Raw genomic sequence first — 13,748 nt, forward strand, 5'->3', positions numbered from 1 at the left:
GGCCATCCCGCTTTTCCCTCTTTTTTCACTTCGCTGATCCCCCGGCGTTTTTGCCAGAAAGCCACTCCCATGAGCCAGTTTGAACGAAGCGGCGCGCGCGCCGCCGATGCCCTGCGCAGCGTGCGCATCACCCGCCACTACACCGCTTACGCCGAAGGCTCGGTGCTGATCGAGTTCGGCGGCACCAAGGTGCTGTGCACCGCCTCCGTTGAAGAAAAAGTCCCCGGCCACAAAAAAGGCAGCGGCGAAGGCTGGGTCACCGCCGAATACGGCATGCTGCCCCGCGCCACCCACACCCGCAGCGACCGCGAGGCCGCCCGCGGCAAACAAAGCGGCCGCACGCAGGAGATCCAGCGCCTCATAGGCCGCTCCATGCGTTCGGTGTTTGACTTGAAGAAACTCGGCGAGCGCACCATACACCTGGACTGCGACGTCATCCAGGCCGACGGCGGCACCCGCACCGCCAGCATCACCGGCGCCTTTGTCGCCGCGCAGGACGCGGTCAACACCCTCATTGCCGGCGGCAAGCTCACGCAAAGCCCCATCATCGACCATGTTGCCGCCATCTCGGTCGGCATCGTGCAGGGCACGCCGCTGCTGGACCTCGAATACACCGAAGACTCCGCCTGCGACACCGACATGAACGTCGTCATGACCGGCGCCGGTAACTACGTCGAAGTGCAGGGGACGGCCGAAGGCGCGGCGTTTTCGCGCAAGGAAATGGACGCGCTGCTGGTGCTCGCTGAAAAAGGCATCAGCGAGCTGGTGGGCCTGCAAAAGCAGGCGCTGGCTGGTTGATCGCCCGCCGCCCATGAAAAAAATCGTACTGGCCTCCAACAACCCCGGCAAGCTCGCCGAGCTCAAGGCCATGTTCGCGCCCCTGGGGCTGGAGCTCGTAAGCCAGGCCGAGCTGGGCCTGCCCGAGGCCGAAGAGCCTTTTCGCACCTTTGTCGAGAATGCCCTCGCCAAGGCCCGCCAGGCTTCCCGCTTGAGCGGCCTGCCCGCGCTGGCCGACGACGCGGGCCTATGCGTCGACGCCTTCGGCGGCCTGCCCGGCGTCGACACCGCTTTTTACGCCACACGCTTCGGTTACACCAAGGGCGACGACAACAACGTCAAGGCCTTGCTCGAGCAGATGGCCCACCTGGCGCAGCCCGCCCAGCGCCGCGCCGCGCTGGTCAGCACGCTGGTGGCCGTTCGCTCCGACAAAGACCCCGAGCCGCTGATCGCCTCCGGCCGCGTCGCCGGGCAGATCGCGCCGGCACCGGTGGGCGACAACGGCTTCGGCTTCGACCCCGTGATGTTCATCCCCGAGTTCGGTAAAACCTTTGCGCAGCTCCCGGTCGAAGTCAAAAACGCCAACAGCCATAGAGGCAAGGCCGCGCGCCGCATGATCGAGCTCATGCGCGAGCAGTGGTTACCCACATCCTGAGGCCCGCCATGGCGCAGCAAGACATCCAGCACTACATGCGCGGCGGCACGCTGCAGCTGGCCGCGCTGCCGCCGCTGTCGCTCTATGTGCACCTGCCCTGGTGCATACGCAAGTGCCCCTATTGCGACTTCAATTCGCACGAGGCCGTCGGCGAAATGCCCGAGCAGCGCTACATAGACGCGGTGATTGCCGACCTCGAGGCCGCGCTGCCCCTGGTCTGGGGCCGCACCGTGCACAGCATCTTCATAGGCGGCGGAACGCCCAGCCTGTTTTCGCCGCAAGCCATAGACCGCCTGCTCGGCGACATACGCGCGCGCTTGAGGCTCGAGGCCGATTGCGAGATCACGCTCGAAGCCAATCCCGGCACCTTTGAAAAAGACCGCTTCAAGGCCTTTCGCGCGGCGGGTGTCACGCGCCTCTCCGTCGGGGTGCAAAGCTTTGACGACCAGCACCTCAAGGCCCTGGGCCGCGTGCATGACCGGGCCCAGGCCATCGCCGCGGTCGAGGAAGCCGCGCAGGCCTTTGATACCTTCAATCTCGACATCATGTACGCGCTGCCCGGCCAGACCATGGAAAGCCTGGAGCGCGACATGCGCCAGGCCCTGGCCCTGCAGCCGCCCCACATCTCCATCTACCACCTGACGATAGAGCCCAATACCTACTTCGCGAAATTTCCGCCCGTGGTACCCGAGGAAGACACGGCCTACGCCATGCTCGACAAAATCACCGAGCTGACCGAGGCCGCCGGCCTGCGGCGCTATGAAGTCTCGGCCTATGCCAAAGCCGGCCACCAGTGCTTCCACAACCTCAACTACTGGCAGTTCGGCGACTACTTGGGGCTTGGCGCGGGCGCTCACAGCAAGCTCAGTTTTGCGCATCGCGTGGTGCGCCAGGTGCGTTACCGTGAACCCAAGCTCTACATGGAAAAAGCCTTGGCCGGCGAAGCCGTCACGCAGGAGACCGAAGTCAGCCGCGCCGACCTGCCGTTTGAATTCATGCTCAACGCCCTGCGCCTGCGCGAGGGCTTCAAGCTGCAGGACTTCACGGAAAAAACCGGCCTGCCCATCACCGCCATCCAGCAGGGCCTCGAAGAAGCCGAACGCAAAGGTTTGATCGAGCGCGACTTTGCGCGCGTCAAGCCCACCGAGCGCGGCTTTGATTTTTTGAACGACTTGCAGTCACTGTTCCTGGCCGGCTGAGCAGCGCGGCCCTTTACGCATGGAAACTCCCGCCCTTATCTTTCTGGTTGTCAGCTGCGCCATCAGTTTCGGCCTCGGCCGGCTCTTTGTTCACTTCCGCGACAAGAAACGCAAGAAGGTGGCCGAAGAGCGCGAGGCCCAGGCGTTGCGCAACCGCCCGCCTGAGCCCGAATCCCTCAACAAGGCCAAGCGCAAACGGCAGCTTCAGCAAGCCGCCAAAGGCAAGCGCTGATTCAGCGCATGGGTCGCGCAGAACTCATCAACCGCAGCTGACCCGCGTCACACGGCCCGCGTCATCGACCGTGAGGTTGAGCCGCTCGGCGTTGAACTCCATGGTCACGACCTGGTTGGGCCTGAGCACCCGCACCGCCTTCGCGCCTGCGCGTGTGCGCGCCTCATTTTCCAGCGCGGCATCCGCATTGCGGCCCACGGCGAATTGGGCCGGAGCGGCGTTGCAGCGGCTTGACACGGGGGCGGGATCGGCGGCCTGCCCTGTGGCGGGGCTGCTGCCGCAAGCGGAGACAAGCAGGGCAGCGGTGGTGGCAAAGCTTGTGAGGATTGGCAAACGCATGGTGGGTCCTTTTTTTGAAAGATGGCGATCGCGTGCATTGCCGCACGGAGATTCGCGATTCAGGCGCAGATCGTGCAGAGCTTAGCGCTTGCCGAGCGCACGGTGAACAAGATGCCCTCCGGTTTTTTTGTAGGCGCGAGCCCTTTTTGTGTATGGCCTGTCTCCCCGGCATACGCTTGGGCCGTCACCGCAAACGATGCGGTTAAACTACCCGACTCGGAAGCGTGGCAGAGCGGTTGAATGCAGCAGTCTTGAAAACTGCCGAGGATGCAAGTCCTCCGTGAGTTCGAATCTCACCGCTTCCGCCAGCTATTGGCGGCTTCTTTCAAACGTGGTAGCAACACGTTTTCTTTCTCGGTTTCGATTGCTGCAATCGCAATCCAGTGAATTGGGTCCGCTCCCAATTCAATAGCAAGAGTCCCAGCAAGAGAGGGGCTTAGACGCCCTCTCTTCTTCGCCTGAGACATCGCCGAAGGGTCGAGATTCAGTTCCGTGCACCACTGCGCTGCTCGCTTCACAGCGAGCGCTTTATCGAGCAATTCGAGTGTTTTTTGCATGGCCAATTACCCCTTCTGCTATTAAGTTTATGACAAATCGTCAAGAAAACTATTGACGATTCGTCATTGTCTCGCGTTCAATCGACTCAGTGACAAATCGTCACTTTTGTCTAAAGGTCGATGCAAATGCGAGAAATCAAGTCGAATCAATCAGCCCGCATATCAGGTAATCCCGTTTTAGTTGCCCAATCTGGCACCAGCTCTTGCGATCCCCGGCTCGATGAGCGTCTGAGTGCTTCAACCAAGCCTGACTCCTTGATTCCCTCGCGGATGGCTGTGTTGAATTCCGCTGAAGTCTGACCCGAGTTTTCCATCGAATATTGACCCACACTCTTTGTGAGCAGAAGGTGCTCACGATGTGGATAAGTTCTTGGTTCTCTCCTTTTTGGGCTGAGTCTTTGCAGAGCTGTTTTTGAACCGATAGCTGTCGTTTCCAGTCTCAAGGATATGACATCTGTGGGTGAGTCGATCCAGAAGAGCGGTCGTCATTTTTGCATCACCAAAGACACTCGCCTGTGTGGATCTGCCTCAAAGTGCGCCGCTGTTTCCGCGATTTTGTTGCCTCGATCTCCAGCCAGGTGGCCAGCTTCTCGGCGTAGGGATCGAGCTTGCTTGAGCTGACCCGCCTTGGGTATTTGGGCTCGCTCTCTTCCGACCGCAGGTGCTTCTTTATTGTGTTGCGAGCCAGGCCTGTACGCCTTGAAATCTCGCGGATGGACATCTGATCCCGCAATGCCCAACGTCTGATGACATTCAATGTCGCCACGTCTATCACTCCTAATTTCCCTCTGCATTTAAAACAAGCAGAGTAGTGCCTACGTGGGTCAGTTTTGGATGGAAATTACTGCGATAAGTGGATCAGATTTCGACGGAATTCAACACTTTAGGATCTAGATCGCCCTGCAACTGCTGAGCCACAATAGCCCAGTTCGCAACCTGGAGTCCGGCTTCGCCGCCGGCCAAGTCTGTGATGGTGTCAGTGAAAAGCCTGCGCCATTCTTCGCGCTCTTTGGTCAGCATGCTTATTCCTCAAAGGTGTGGCTGTACACATTTGCATGGTACTACTTAAGTACTGTATTCTTATACAGTGTTTGCGATAACATTACGGCATGACCGTAAACCGGCCCGCCGAATTCTCGCCCCCGCTGCATGGCATAAGGGGTCTGGCCGTTTTGCTCGTGGTTTTCTCCCATCTCGGGAATGCTGGTTTTTCACTTCCTCTTTTGCGTCACAACAGCATCGGCAAGACTGGTGTCTGGATGTTCTTTGTTCTGAGCGCGTATCTGTTGACAAGCCGTCTTTACGAGGCAGTCCAACGGTACGGCCCTTCCGTCGATTTGATACTGGCTTATTTCGTTCAACGGGTCTCCAGAATCTATCCGCTGCTGGCTTTTGTGCTCACCCTGCACGTGTTTTTCAGCGGCTTCGGTCAAGCCACCGTCATTGAGCACTTGTTGCTGATCGACGGCCGCGCTGAACTCTGGGCCATCCCTGTCGAATTCAAGTATTACCTGATCATCCCAATCATCGTTCTGTCCACACACGTCGCCAGACTCCGTGTGGTCATTGGGTTGCTCCTTTTAGCCGTCGCAGCGGCCACGGCTTACAGTGTTTTCACACCGTTCGATATCTCGAATCTGCTTTCGCTGGTACCAAGGGCGACACCGTTTTTGGTTGGCAGCATGGCCGGCTTGTTGTTTGGCAGAGGCATCCGGATCACGTGGGAACATCCACCACGGTTCTCCTGGTGGCAATTTTCCCCTCTGGTGCTCCTGCTGGCATGCGCCACTTTTTTCAGGTTTGCATCACTAGAGTGGCGCTCGCCAATCGGTGCGCTGCTGTCTCCTTGGGTTGATCTTCTCATGAGTCTCACGGTGGTGGCGGCCATTTACAGCACGTTCCGCTGGCAGACCATGCGTGTCATCTTTGGATCGAAACTGCTGGTGTTCCTTGGAAAAATCAGCTTTAGCGTTTATCTGTTGCACATGTTCGTCATCAACTTCATGTTACGCCAGCATGTACCGATTGGCCCAGCACTGATGCCGTGGATCATCCTGCTGGTCTCAATTGCACTCGCCACAGTGACCTATTTGACAATTGAACTCCCTGGTATTCGCGTTGGTAAAAAGGTCAGCACTGCGCTTAGCAAGTCCTCATACTATCGACGACAAGAAAAAATCCCGCACGCCGTGAAACCTGCGGGGTAGACCCTATGTGCCCACGGCGCGAATGAGTGGGGCCGCCCACAGCATGAATTCTTCGGTGGGTTCGCTGGTGGTTTAGCGCTTCCGCAGTAGCTGCGTTCTGACAAGCTTAGTGATTACCGCGGCTTTCGTGAGGTTCTTGAACTTCATGTATTCCTCGATACCGGCGACGATCTCGGCCGGCACGTCGACGGACAGCGTCACCAGCTCATGCCTGGCGCGGTAGGCTGCAACACGCTCGGCGTCGCTTGCGTACTTGCGTGGTCTTGGCATACGTTACCCGTTACGATTCGTCGTCATCGATTTCGCGGACCATGCGGCCATGTCCTTTTCTTGGGCAGATCGGCGTGCCCGCTTCATCCAGCCATTTGCGGGTAGTGCGTACGGTGTAGCCGCACTCTTCGCATTCGCACTTGAGCATGCGTGCGCCCTGCTTCTTCTTCTCCCCGACCTGCACCAAAGCGTTTAAACGCTTGTGTGGGTACGGGCCCATGGTGCTGATGAGTGGGGCCGCCCACAGCATGAATTCCTCGGTGGGTTCGCTGGTCGTGAATGGTTTCGTGTGTCCAATCTTTGTGGCCGCCACTTGGAATGGGCGCTTGTGGCCTGCAAGCGGGAGAGCCGCGTGAATCAGTTCGTGGGCCAGGATCGCCGCTATCTTGTCGGCGTCGTCCTCCACAGGCGATATGAATATCTCGGCGTGCTGGTCGTCGCTGGCGCTGGCACTCCAGCACTGGCCGCGTACTCTGGTCTTCTTGCCCAACTCTCCCCCTTGCTTGGAAAGCCGCACGCGACTCGGTAGGCCGGAATTTCGATGCTTGCTTTCGCGTCGATGATTGGTTTCATCTTGGTGGCTAGCGCGTGTAGCCATTGCTCCCGCAATGCGGTGGTGCTTGGTTCGCTGATCTGTCGTTTCGCCATGTCGTCGCTCCTTTAAAAGTTACCGGGTCCCTAGATTTCTCGCCCTCCCCGAATTGGGGTTCTGGTCTTTCCACCAGAGAGCGAACATCTGTCACCCTTTCCCTGAGTTCCTGCGCCCGGAGGATGACGGCACCAGGAATGGCGCGGATGTACGGGGAAGGTTTGTAAAGCGACTAGCGCGAAGCGCCACCTGAAAGCTTTATGAAGACCCCGCGCAGCCGTGACAGGCCTGGGGCAGGCTTCCGGAGGAATGGCGCGGGAACTCAGGGAAATGGTGCGCGCGGCGGGGGAAAGACCCGGCTGTTGCGTTAGGGATGGTTACCCGAAGGGCTGAGACTTCAGGCTCAGTGGCGAAGCCATACAGCCCGCCCCGAAGGGAACGCCCGAAGTTCGAAAGTCTCTGCGGCTCTCAATTTGCGAATTTCGATGCAAAAACTGCTTGAAATTACGCGGCGAAAAGAAAAAGCCCGGGAGTTCCGGGCCTTTGTGTGTTGTACGTAAGCCACCGCTTCCGCCACTTTCAAGCAAGTGGCATCGGCTTTAACGCCATCTCCATCGCATATGCCGGTTCAGCCTTTCATGGCTGCAATCGCGCTCCCAGCGCGCAGACATTCCCTGATTCGATAACAAGGCTCACGGCCCACACGGCGACTGTCTTTGCCTGGGCCTGGTGGCTTGTGGGGCCATTTCGGGCGCTTTCGCCCTCATTTGCGTGGTTTTTTTGCAGGACTGCGTCCGATGGACGATTTGCAACCAAAAAGCCTCACCAAATCGCGCTTTGGCCGGGCAAAGTACGCCTTAGGTTTCCAATGCAACAAACAGACCCGAAAAAACGGAATTATTTCCTGGAACTATTCCCGCCCAATTCTGAAAACCTTTTTCAGGGCAGTGACGAGAAGCGTGGGCAAGGCCATCATAGAAACATTCCGTTACAGCGTAGAAGGACGCCTTAAATCCTATGACAGTTCCTGCTTTCCACCCCGAAGTCGCCGAGAAGGTGGCTACCGCTTTTGTCAAGGCAACCGGAGCCCGCTGGTCTTTCCCGCGGGTCGATATGCAGGACAAGGGCACTTTCATGTTGATCAGCGTCGATGCGGTATCGCCGGAAGTCCGGGAGGTGGCGCTCCCGGTCAAGGAGTCGATCACGCTGGCGCTCAACGAGGTCATTCCCTCTCATCCGTCGCAAAAATTCGGCAACTGGATGGTGGTGTTTTTCCACGAGGGCAAGATGTACGAAACCGTGCATCCCAGCGAGTTCCACACCTGAATTCGCTGGAGCGACCCTTCAAGCCGCCCGGCAGCACCGCGGCGGCCGCCCCCGCTTCAAGCGGCTTCGGCCTGGTTTTGCGGCAACATTCCCCGGGTTTCAATAAAGCTGATCACCTCGGCCAGGCCGGCCTGGGTTTTGAGGTTTGTCATTACAAATGGTTTCAAACCCTTGGCCGTGGTGCGCATGCGGATGGTGTCTTTTTTCATGACCTCCAAATCGGCACCCACGTAAGGCGCCAGGTCGGTCTTGTTGATCACAAACAAGTCGCTTTTTGTGATACCGGGGCCGCCCTTGCGCGGAATCTTCTCGCCGGCCGCCACGTCGATCACATAAATCGTCAAATCGCTCAATTCGGGGCTGAAGGTGGCGGCCAGGTTGTCGCCGCCGGATTCAACGAACACGACGTCGGCATCGGGGAAATCCACCAGCATGCGGTCTATGGCCTCCAGGTTGATAGAGGCGTCCTCGCGGATCGCGGTATGCGGGCAGCCGCCGGTTTCCACGCCCATGATGCGTTCGGCCGCCAGCGCGCCGCTCACGGTCAGCAGGCGCTGGTCTTCCTTGGTGTAAATATCATTGGTGATCGCCACCAGGTCGTACTTGGCCTTCATGGCCTTGCACAGCATTTCCAGCAGCGTGGTCTTGCCGGAGCCTACCGGGCCGCCTATGCCCACGCGCAGGGGCGGAAGTTTTTTGCTGCGGTTGGCGATGTGGTGCAAGCTCATGGGAATACCTTGAAAAAGAAGATGGGCGGTGTCAATCGGCTCAGGAGCGGAACAGCCGCGAATACTGGGTCTCGTGGCGGGCCGACAAAATCGCCAGCATGGGGGAAAAAGCCTGGCGCTCGCCGTCCGGCAGGCGCAGCGCCGCTTCCACGGCGGGCGGTATCTCCCGGCTCAGCCGGGCCAGTATGCGCTGGCCGGCGCTCTGGCCCAGGGGCACGGACTTGATCGCGGCCTGCATCATGTTCTCGGCCCAGCCAAAGGCATAGGCCAGCAGGCAGTCGCGTACGCCGGCGGCGGTCTGTGAGGCCGCCAGCGCAAAGGCCACGGGGTAGGTGGGCTGTAGCGCGGCGCAGGCGTCGATGTGCGTGGCGCTGGCGCCTTCATGGTTGCGCAGCCATTCGAGCAGCGAGCGGCCCATCTGTTCGGTTTGGGCGCGCAGCTCGCTGGTCTCGCGGGTTTGCAGCAGCCAGGCATTCAGTTCGGCAATGCGCTCCAGCCTGCCTTCGCGCCAGGCTGGAATCGCCTGGGCGATCACCGCGAGGTCGCCACGGGCCAGGGCCAAATGGAGCTGGTCGCTGAGCCAGCTTGCGGCTTGGCTTTCCGTGATGACCTCGCCGCATTCGACAGCAGCTTCCAGGCCTTCCGAATACGAGAAGCCGCCCACCGGCAAGGCGGGCGAGGCCAGCCAGATCAGCTGCAGCAGGCTGGGCGCCGCAAGCTGTTCCGTAGGGGCTGCGGGCGTTGTGGGCGCGTCCACGGCAAGCCTAGTGGCTGTGGGGTTTGTGCTTGTGAACCTGGACGGCCACGGGCTTGGCCCCATGCGCGTGGTCATGGTCGTGGTCATCATGGCCATGGTTGCAGCCTGGCCCATGCACATGCGGTGCCGGCGCGGCAGCCGCGGCAGCAGCTTCATGGCTGTGCCCTTGTTGACCGTGGTCATGGCCGTGGTCGTGCCCGTGCCCGTGCCCGTGGCCGCCCGAGCTGTAGGCGCCGCCCTCGGGTTCAAAGGCTTCTTCGGCCTCATTCACGATCAGGTGCATGGCGCGCAGCATGTCGGCCAGCACATGGTCGGGCTCTATCTTGAGGTGGTCGGGCTTGAGCTCTATGGGCACATGGCGGTTGCCCAGGTGGTAGGCCGCGCGCGTCAGGTCAAAAGGCGAGCCGTGCGCGCTGCAGGCCGTGATGCGCAGCACCGCCTGCGGCGCGGCGATCACCCTGACCATGGAGCCGTCTTCGGCCAGTAGCACGTCGCCGCCGCGCACCAGCGTGCCGCGCGGCAGGAACACGCCGAGCCGGCGGCCCTGCGAGTCGGTCGCGTCAAAGCGGCTTTTCTGGCGCACGTCCCAGTCGAGCTCGACGGTGGCGGCGCGCTTGACGAGCACGGGGGCCAGGCCCGCGCCCTGCGAAATCACTTTGGAAACCTGGATCACAGCTAACTTTCAAAAAAACCAGTATGCCAGCGTGACCACCGCGGCGAAAAACAGGATCTGCACCCACCAGGGCAGGCCATCGGGCGCTTCGCGGCGCAGGCCGTGGGTGTAGGTCAGCGCGACCAGTTCGCCCAGGACGGCCGCGATTGAGGTCTTGAACAACAGGCCCAGCACGGCGAACAGCGCTGAGCATGCGGCAATGACCTCGACCCAGTTAAAGACCAGGTAGTCGTTGTTGTTCAGCAGCGGCCGGACCAGCGACAGCGCCATGGCCAGCATCAAACCCAGCAGGGCGCCCCAGATGGCGCCCATCACGGTGCAGACAAAACGTTCTTCGAGGTCCACTGTTGTCGTGAGGGGTGAAGGTTCAGGGGCTTAAAAAAGGAAATACCGCTGCGTCATCGGCAGGCTGGTGGCCGGCTCGCAGCCCAGCAGCTGGCCGTCGGCCCGCACCAGGTAGGTCTGGGCATCGACTTCCATCCTGGGCAGGTAGGCATTGTGGACCATGTGCTGTTTGCGCACGCCGCGCACGTTTTTCACCGCGCTCAGGGTCTTGGCCAGGCCGAAGCGCTCCTTGACACCGGCGTTCAGGCCGGCTTGCGAGACAAAGGTCAGCGAACCCCTGGCGATGGCGCCGCCGAAGCTGCCGAACTGCGGGCGGTAGTGCACCGGCTGCGGCGTGGGGATGGAGGCGTTCGGGTCGCCCATGGCTGCCATCGCGATAAAGCCGCCCTTGAGGATGACCGAGGGCTTGATGCCGAAAAAGGCCGGCTTCCAGACCACCAGGTCGGCCCACTTGCCAAGCTCGACCGAGCCGACCTCGTGCGAGATACCGTGGGCGATCGCCGGGTTGATGGTGTATTTGCTGATGTAGCGCTTGGCGCGGAAGTTGTCGTGGCGCTCGCTGTCGCCGGGCAGCTTGCCGCGCTGCAGCTTCATCTTGTGCGCGGTCTGCCAGGTGCGGATGATGACTTCGCCGACGCGGCCCATGGCCTGGCTGTCGGAGCTGAACATGCTGATCGCCCCCAGGTCGTGCAGCACGTCCTCGGCGGCGATGGTCTCCTTGCGGATGCGGCTTTCCGCAAAAGCCAGGTCTTCGGCGATGCCGGCGTCCAGGTGGTGGCACACCATCAGCATGTCGACGTGTTCGTCGAGTGTGTTGACGGTGTAGGGCATGGTCGGGTTGGTGGAGGAGGGCAGGAAGTTCTCCTCGCCCACCACGCGCAGGATGTCGGGCGCATGGCCGCCGCCCGCGCCCTCGGTGTGGAAGGCGCAAAGGCTTCGGCCCTTGGTCGCGGCAATCGTGTTCTCGACAAAGCCCGACTCGTTGAGCGTGTCGCTGTGGATGGCGACCTGGGTGTCGGTGGCTTCGGCCACGTCCAGGCAGTTGCTGATGGCCGCCGGCGTGGTGCCCCAGTCCTCGTGCAGCTTCAGGCCTATGACGCCGGCGTTGATTTGTTCATGCAGCGCGGCGGGCAGGCTGGCATTGCCCTTGCCGAGGAAACCCAGGTTCATGGGGAAGGCGTCGGCCGCCTGCAGCATGCGTTCGATGTTCCAGGGGCCGGGCGTGCAGGTGGTGGCGAAGGTGCCGGTGGCCGGGCCCGTGCCGCCGCCCAGCATGGTGGTGATGCCGGAGGTCAGCGCTTCCTCGATCTGCTGCGGGCAGATGAAATGGATGTGCGAATCGATGCCGCCGGCGGTGACGATCATGCCTTCGCAGCTGATGATCTCGGTGCCCGGGCCAATGATCATGTCGACGCCGGGCTGGGTGTCGGGGTTGCCGGCCTTGCCGATGGCCGCGATGCGCCCGCCCTTGAGGCCTATGTCGGCCTTGACGATACCCCAGTGGTCGATGATGAGCGCATTCGTCATCACGCAATCCATGGCGCCTTCGGCCCGCGTCTTTTGCGACTGGGCCATGCCGTCGCGTATCGTCTTGCCACCACCGAACTTGACTTCCTCGCCGTAGCTGCCGGCGCGCAAGGTGTAGTCGGCCTCGACTTCGACCAGCAGCTCGGTGTCGGCCAGGCGCAGGCGGTCACCGACCGTGGGGCCGAACATTTCCGCGTAGGCGCGGCGTCCTATGGTTGCCATTACAGTTTTCCTTGGATCAGGCCGCGAAAGCCATAGACGTTTCGTTCACCCGCGAAGTCCACGAGTTCCACCGTGCGCTGCTGGCCCGGCTCAAAACGCACGGCCGTGCCCGAGGCGATGTTGAGCCGCATGCCGCGCGCCGCGTCGCGGTCAAAACCGAGGGCGCCGTTGGTTTCGGCAAAGTGGTAATGCGAGCCCACTTGAATAGGGCGGTCTGCCGTGTTTTGCACAACGACAGTCAGCGTGCGCCGGCCCGCGTTGAGCACGTGGTCAGGGCCGTCGGTGATGAGTTCTCCGGGAATCATGGCGCGCTTTCAGGCCAGCCGGGCCAGCAGGGTCACGCCGAAAATGGCGACGACTGCGCCGGCCGCGCGCGGCAGCCAGGCGTTGGCACTGCGCAGCGCCCAGCCGGCGCCCAGGCCGGCCAGGTGCAGCAGCACGGTGGCGGCCAGCATGCCCGACAGGGTGGCCCAGGCGCTGGGCGCCGCGGCCAGTTCATAGCCGTGGGCCAGGCCGTGGAAGACGGCGAACACACCGACGATGAGCGCGGCCGCAATGCCGGCTACATGCCAGCGCGCCACGACCAGCAGGCCCGTGACCAGCAGCGAAGCCGCGATCATGGGCTCAACGGCGGGAAGCTGCACACCCTGCAGGCCCAGCAACGCGCCCAGCAGCAGCATGCCGGCAAAGCCCATCGGGCCCCACAGCAGCTCAGGGCCGGCGCGGCGCGCGGCCAGCGCGCTCCACAGGCCCACGGCCACCATGGCCGCCAGGTGGTCCATGCCGGTCAGCGGGTGCACAAAGCCGCTGAAAAAATCCAGGTGCGTGTGGCCGTCCACACCGGTGTGCGCGAAGGCTGCCGCGGGCAGCGCGGCCGCCAGGGCTAGCAGGGCGCGCAATGCGCGGGGCGAGGGCAGGGCGAAAAAACTCACGGCAATCTCCTGTGGGATGGATGTTGTTGGCGGCGTTCAGACAATGGGCTGGTGCACGGTGACCAGCTTGGTGCCGTCGGGAAAGGTCGCCTCGACCTGGATGTCGGGGATCAGCTCGGGAATGCCGTCCATCACGTCGGCGCGCGTCAGCACGGTGCGGCCCTCGCTCATGAGCTGGGCGACGGACTTGCCGTCGCGCGCGCCTTCCATGACGGCGGCGCTGATCAGCGCCACGGACTCGGGGTAGTTGAGCTTCAGGCCGCGGGCGCGGCGCCTTTCGGCCAGCAGGGCAGCCGTAAAAATAAGCAGCTTGTCTTTTTCTCGGGGTGTCAATTCCATGGGGCTCTCTCAGGGCAGGCTGCCGGCTTGGGGATGCTGCCGGGGTGCAAGAATGGTGCCATAAGACGCCGCCT

The 13,748-nt window shown here is 61.6% G+C and carries 19 protein-coding genes, 1 tRNA gene and 2 pseudogenes; 7 read left to right on the forward strand and 15 right to left on the reverse strand.

The window, feature by feature from the left end; translation table 11 throughout:
• The first annotated feature begins 69 nt into the window (after positions 1-69).
• Genes rph through BLQ85_RS10675 form a run of 4 tightly spaced genes read left to right on the forward strand, consistent with a single transcriptional unit; the run spans position 70 to position 2,863 of the window.
• A complete protein-coding gene (gene rph, locus BLQ85_RS10660; RefSeq protein ID WP_074576858.1) occupies positions 70-798 on the forward strand; it encodes a ribonuclease PH in 729 nt (242 codons plus the stop codon).
• 13 nt (positions 799-811) lie between these two features.
• Positions 812-1,432 carry an RdgB/HAM1 family non-canonical purine NTP pyrophosphatase gene (gene rdgB / locus BLQ85_RS10665; RefSeq protein WP_074576648.1) on the forward strand — a complete coding sequence of 207 codons (621 nt, stop codon included), beginning with the start codon at positions 812-814 and terminating at the stop codon, positions 1,430-1,432.
• 8 nt (positions 1,433-1,440) lie between these two features.
• Entirely contained in the window at positions 1,441-2,631 is a 1,191-nt protein-coding gene (hemW, locus tag BLQ85_RS10670) for a radical SAM family heme chaperone HemW (protein WP_074576652.1), read from the forward strand.
• A gap of 19 nt (positions 2,632-2,650) precedes the next feature.
• Entirely contained in the window at positions 2,651-2,863 is a 213-nt protein-coding gene (locus BLQ85_RS10675) for a hypothetical protein (RefSeq protein WP_074576654.1), read from the forward strand.
• A 27-nt stretch (positions 2,864-2,890) separates the two neighbouring features.
• On the opposite strand, the gene BLQ85_RS10680 is transcribed toward BLQ85_RS10675, so the two are convergent.
• Positions 2,891-3,202, reverse strand: a complete 312-nt coding sequence (locus BLQ85_RS10680) for an I78 family peptidase inhibitor (protein ID WP_074576656.1) — start codon at positions 3,200-3,202, stop codon at positions 2,891-2,893.
• 218 nt (positions 3,203-3,420) lie between these two features.
• On the opposite strand from BLQ85_RS10680, the gene BLQ85_RS10690 reads away from it, so the two are divergent.
• Positions 3,421-3,510, forward strand: a tRNA-Ser gene (locus tag BLQ85_RS10690).
• Here BLQ85_RS10690 and BLQ85_RS24230 read toward each other — a convergent pair.
• The 4 genes and pseudogenes from BLQ85_RS24230 to BLQ85_RS24575 form a co-directional block, all read right to left on the reverse strand.
• Positions 3,496-3,759 carry a hypothetical protein gene (locus BLQ85_RS24230; RefSeq protein WP_074576661.1) on the reverse strand — a complete coding sequence of 88 codons (264 nt, stop codon included), beginning with the start codon at positions 3,757-3,759 and terminating at the stop codon, positions 3,496-3,498. The genes BLQ85_RS10690 and BLQ85_RS24230 overlap by 15 nt on opposite strands.
• Before the next feature lie 351 nt (positions 3,760-4,110).
• A pseudogene (locus BLQ85_RS10700) lies at positions 4,111-4,281 on the reverse strand (ATP-binding protein); the annotation flags it as partial.
• Positions 4,277-4,534: pseudogene (locus tag BLQ85_RS10705) on the reverse strand (IS21 family transposase); the annotation flags it as partial. The pseudogenes BLQ85_RS10705 and BLQ85_RS10700, both read right to left, overlap by 5 nt.
• 83 nt (positions 4,535-4,617) lie before the next feature.
• Positions 4,618-4,779: a hypothetical protein gene (locus BLQ85_RS24575; protein WP_175456092.1), complete on the reverse strand. Its 162-nt coding sequence runs from the start codon at positions 4,777-4,779 to the stop codon at positions 4,618-4,620.
• 89 nt (positions 4,780-4,868) lie between these two features.
• Here BLQ85_RS24575 and BLQ85_RS10710 point away from each other — a divergent pair, with 89 nt between their 5' ends.
• Positions 4,869-5,966 (forward strand): acyltransferase family protein, encoded by a 1,098-nt coding sequence (locus tag BLQ85_RS10710; protein WP_074576663.1) that lies wholly within the window; start codon positions 4,869-4,871, stop codon positions 5,964-5,966.
• A 72-nt stretch (positions 5,967-6,038) separates the two neighbouring features.
• Here the strand turns inward: BLQ85_RS10710 and BLQ85_RS10715 are convergent, their stop codons facing one another.
• Both BLQ85_RS10715 and BLQ85_RS10720 read right to left on the reverse strand, forming a co-directional pair.
• The gene (locus tag BLQ85_RS10715) at positions 6,039-6,236 is read right to left on the reverse strand and encodes a hypothetical protein (protein ID WP_074576666.1); all 198 of its coding nucleotides are present in this window, start codon (positions 6,234-6,236) and stop codon (positions 6,039-6,041) included.
• A gap of 10 nt (positions 6,237-6,246) precedes the next feature.
• Positions 6,247-6,726 carry a SprT-like domain-containing protein gene (locus tag BLQ85_RS10720; protein ID WP_175456093.1) on the reverse strand — a complete coding sequence of 160 codons (480 nt, stop codon included), beginning with the start codon at positions 6,724-6,726 and terminating at the stop codon, positions 6,247-6,249.
• Between the two features lie 1,116 nt (positions 6,727-7,842).
• Between BLQ85_RS10720 and BLQ85_RS10725 the strand changes: the two genes are divergently transcribed.
• Positions 7,843-8,151: a hypothetical protein gene (locus tag BLQ85_RS10725; protein WP_007874756.1), complete on the forward strand. Its 309-nt coding sequence runs from the start codon at positions 7,843-7,845 to the stop codon at positions 8,149-8,151.
• Positions 8,152-8,207: 56 nt separating this feature from the next.
• Here the strand turns inward: BLQ85_RS10725 and ureG are convergent, their stop codons facing one another.
• Genes ureG through BLQ85_RS10765 form a run of 8 tightly spaced genes read right to left on the reverse strand, consistent with a single transcriptional unit; the run spans position 8,208 to position 13,674 of the window.
• On the reverse strand, positions 8,208-8,879 hold the full coding sequence (ureG, locus tag BLQ85_RS10730) for an urease accessory protein UreG (protein WP_074576668.1): 672 nt from the start codon (positions 8,877-8,879) through the stop codon (positions 8,208-8,210).
• A gap of 40 nt (positions 8,880-8,919) precedes the next feature.
• Positions 8,920-9,636 carry an urease accessory protein UreF gene (locus BLQ85_RS10735; protein ID WP_074576671.1) on the reverse strand — a complete coding sequence of 239 codons (717 nt, stop codon included), beginning with the start codon at positions 9,634-9,636 and terminating at the stop codon, positions 8,920-8,922.
• 7 nt (positions 9,637-9,643) lie between these two features.
• The gene (ureE, locus tag BLQ85_RS10740; protein WP_074576673.1) at positions 9,644-10,309 is read right to left on the reverse strand and encodes an urease accessory protein UreE; all 666 of its coding nucleotides are present in this window, start codon (positions 10,307-10,309) and stop codon (positions 9,644-9,646) included.
• A gap of 9 nt (positions 10,310-10,318) precedes the next feature.
• Positions 10,319-10,654, reverse strand: a complete 336-nt coding sequence (locus tag BLQ85_RS10745) for a hypothetical protein (protein WP_074576676.1) — start codon at positions 10,652-10,654, stop codon at positions 10,319-10,321.
• Between the two features lie 30 nt (positions 10,655-10,684).
• Entirely contained in the window at positions 10,685-12,403 is a 1,719-nt protein-coding gene (gene ureC / locus BLQ85_RS10750) for an urease subunit alpha (protein WP_074576678.1), read from the reverse strand.
• The gene (locus tag BLQ85_RS10755; RefSeq protein ID WP_074576680.1) at positions 12,403-12,708 is read right to left on the reverse strand and encodes an urease subunit beta; all 306 of its coding nucleotides are present in this window, start codon (positions 12,706-12,708) and stop codon (positions 12,403-12,405) included. The genes ureC and BLQ85_RS10755 overlap by 1 nt, the downstream gene beginning before the upstream one ends.
• Before the next feature lie 9 nt (positions 12,709-12,717).
• Complete coding sequence (locus BLQ85_RS10760) at positions 12,718-13,335, reverse strand: HupE/UreJ family protein (RefSeq protein WP_175456094.1); 618 nt, start codon at positions 13,333-13,335, stop codon at positions 12,718-12,720.
• 36 nt (positions 13,336-13,371) lie between these two features.
• Positions 13,372-13,674, reverse strand: a complete 303-nt coding sequence (locus BLQ85_RS10765) for an urease subunit gamma (protein ID WP_007874763.1) — start codon at positions 13,672-13,674, stop codon at positions 13,372-13,374.
• Between the last annotated feature and the right edge of the window lie 74 nt (positions 13,675-13,748).

It is taken from the genome of Polaromonas sp. JS666, from assembly GCF_900103405.1.
Classification (GTDB): Bacteria; Pseudomonadota; Gammaproteobacteria; order Burkholderiales; family Burkholderiaceae_C; genus Polaromonas.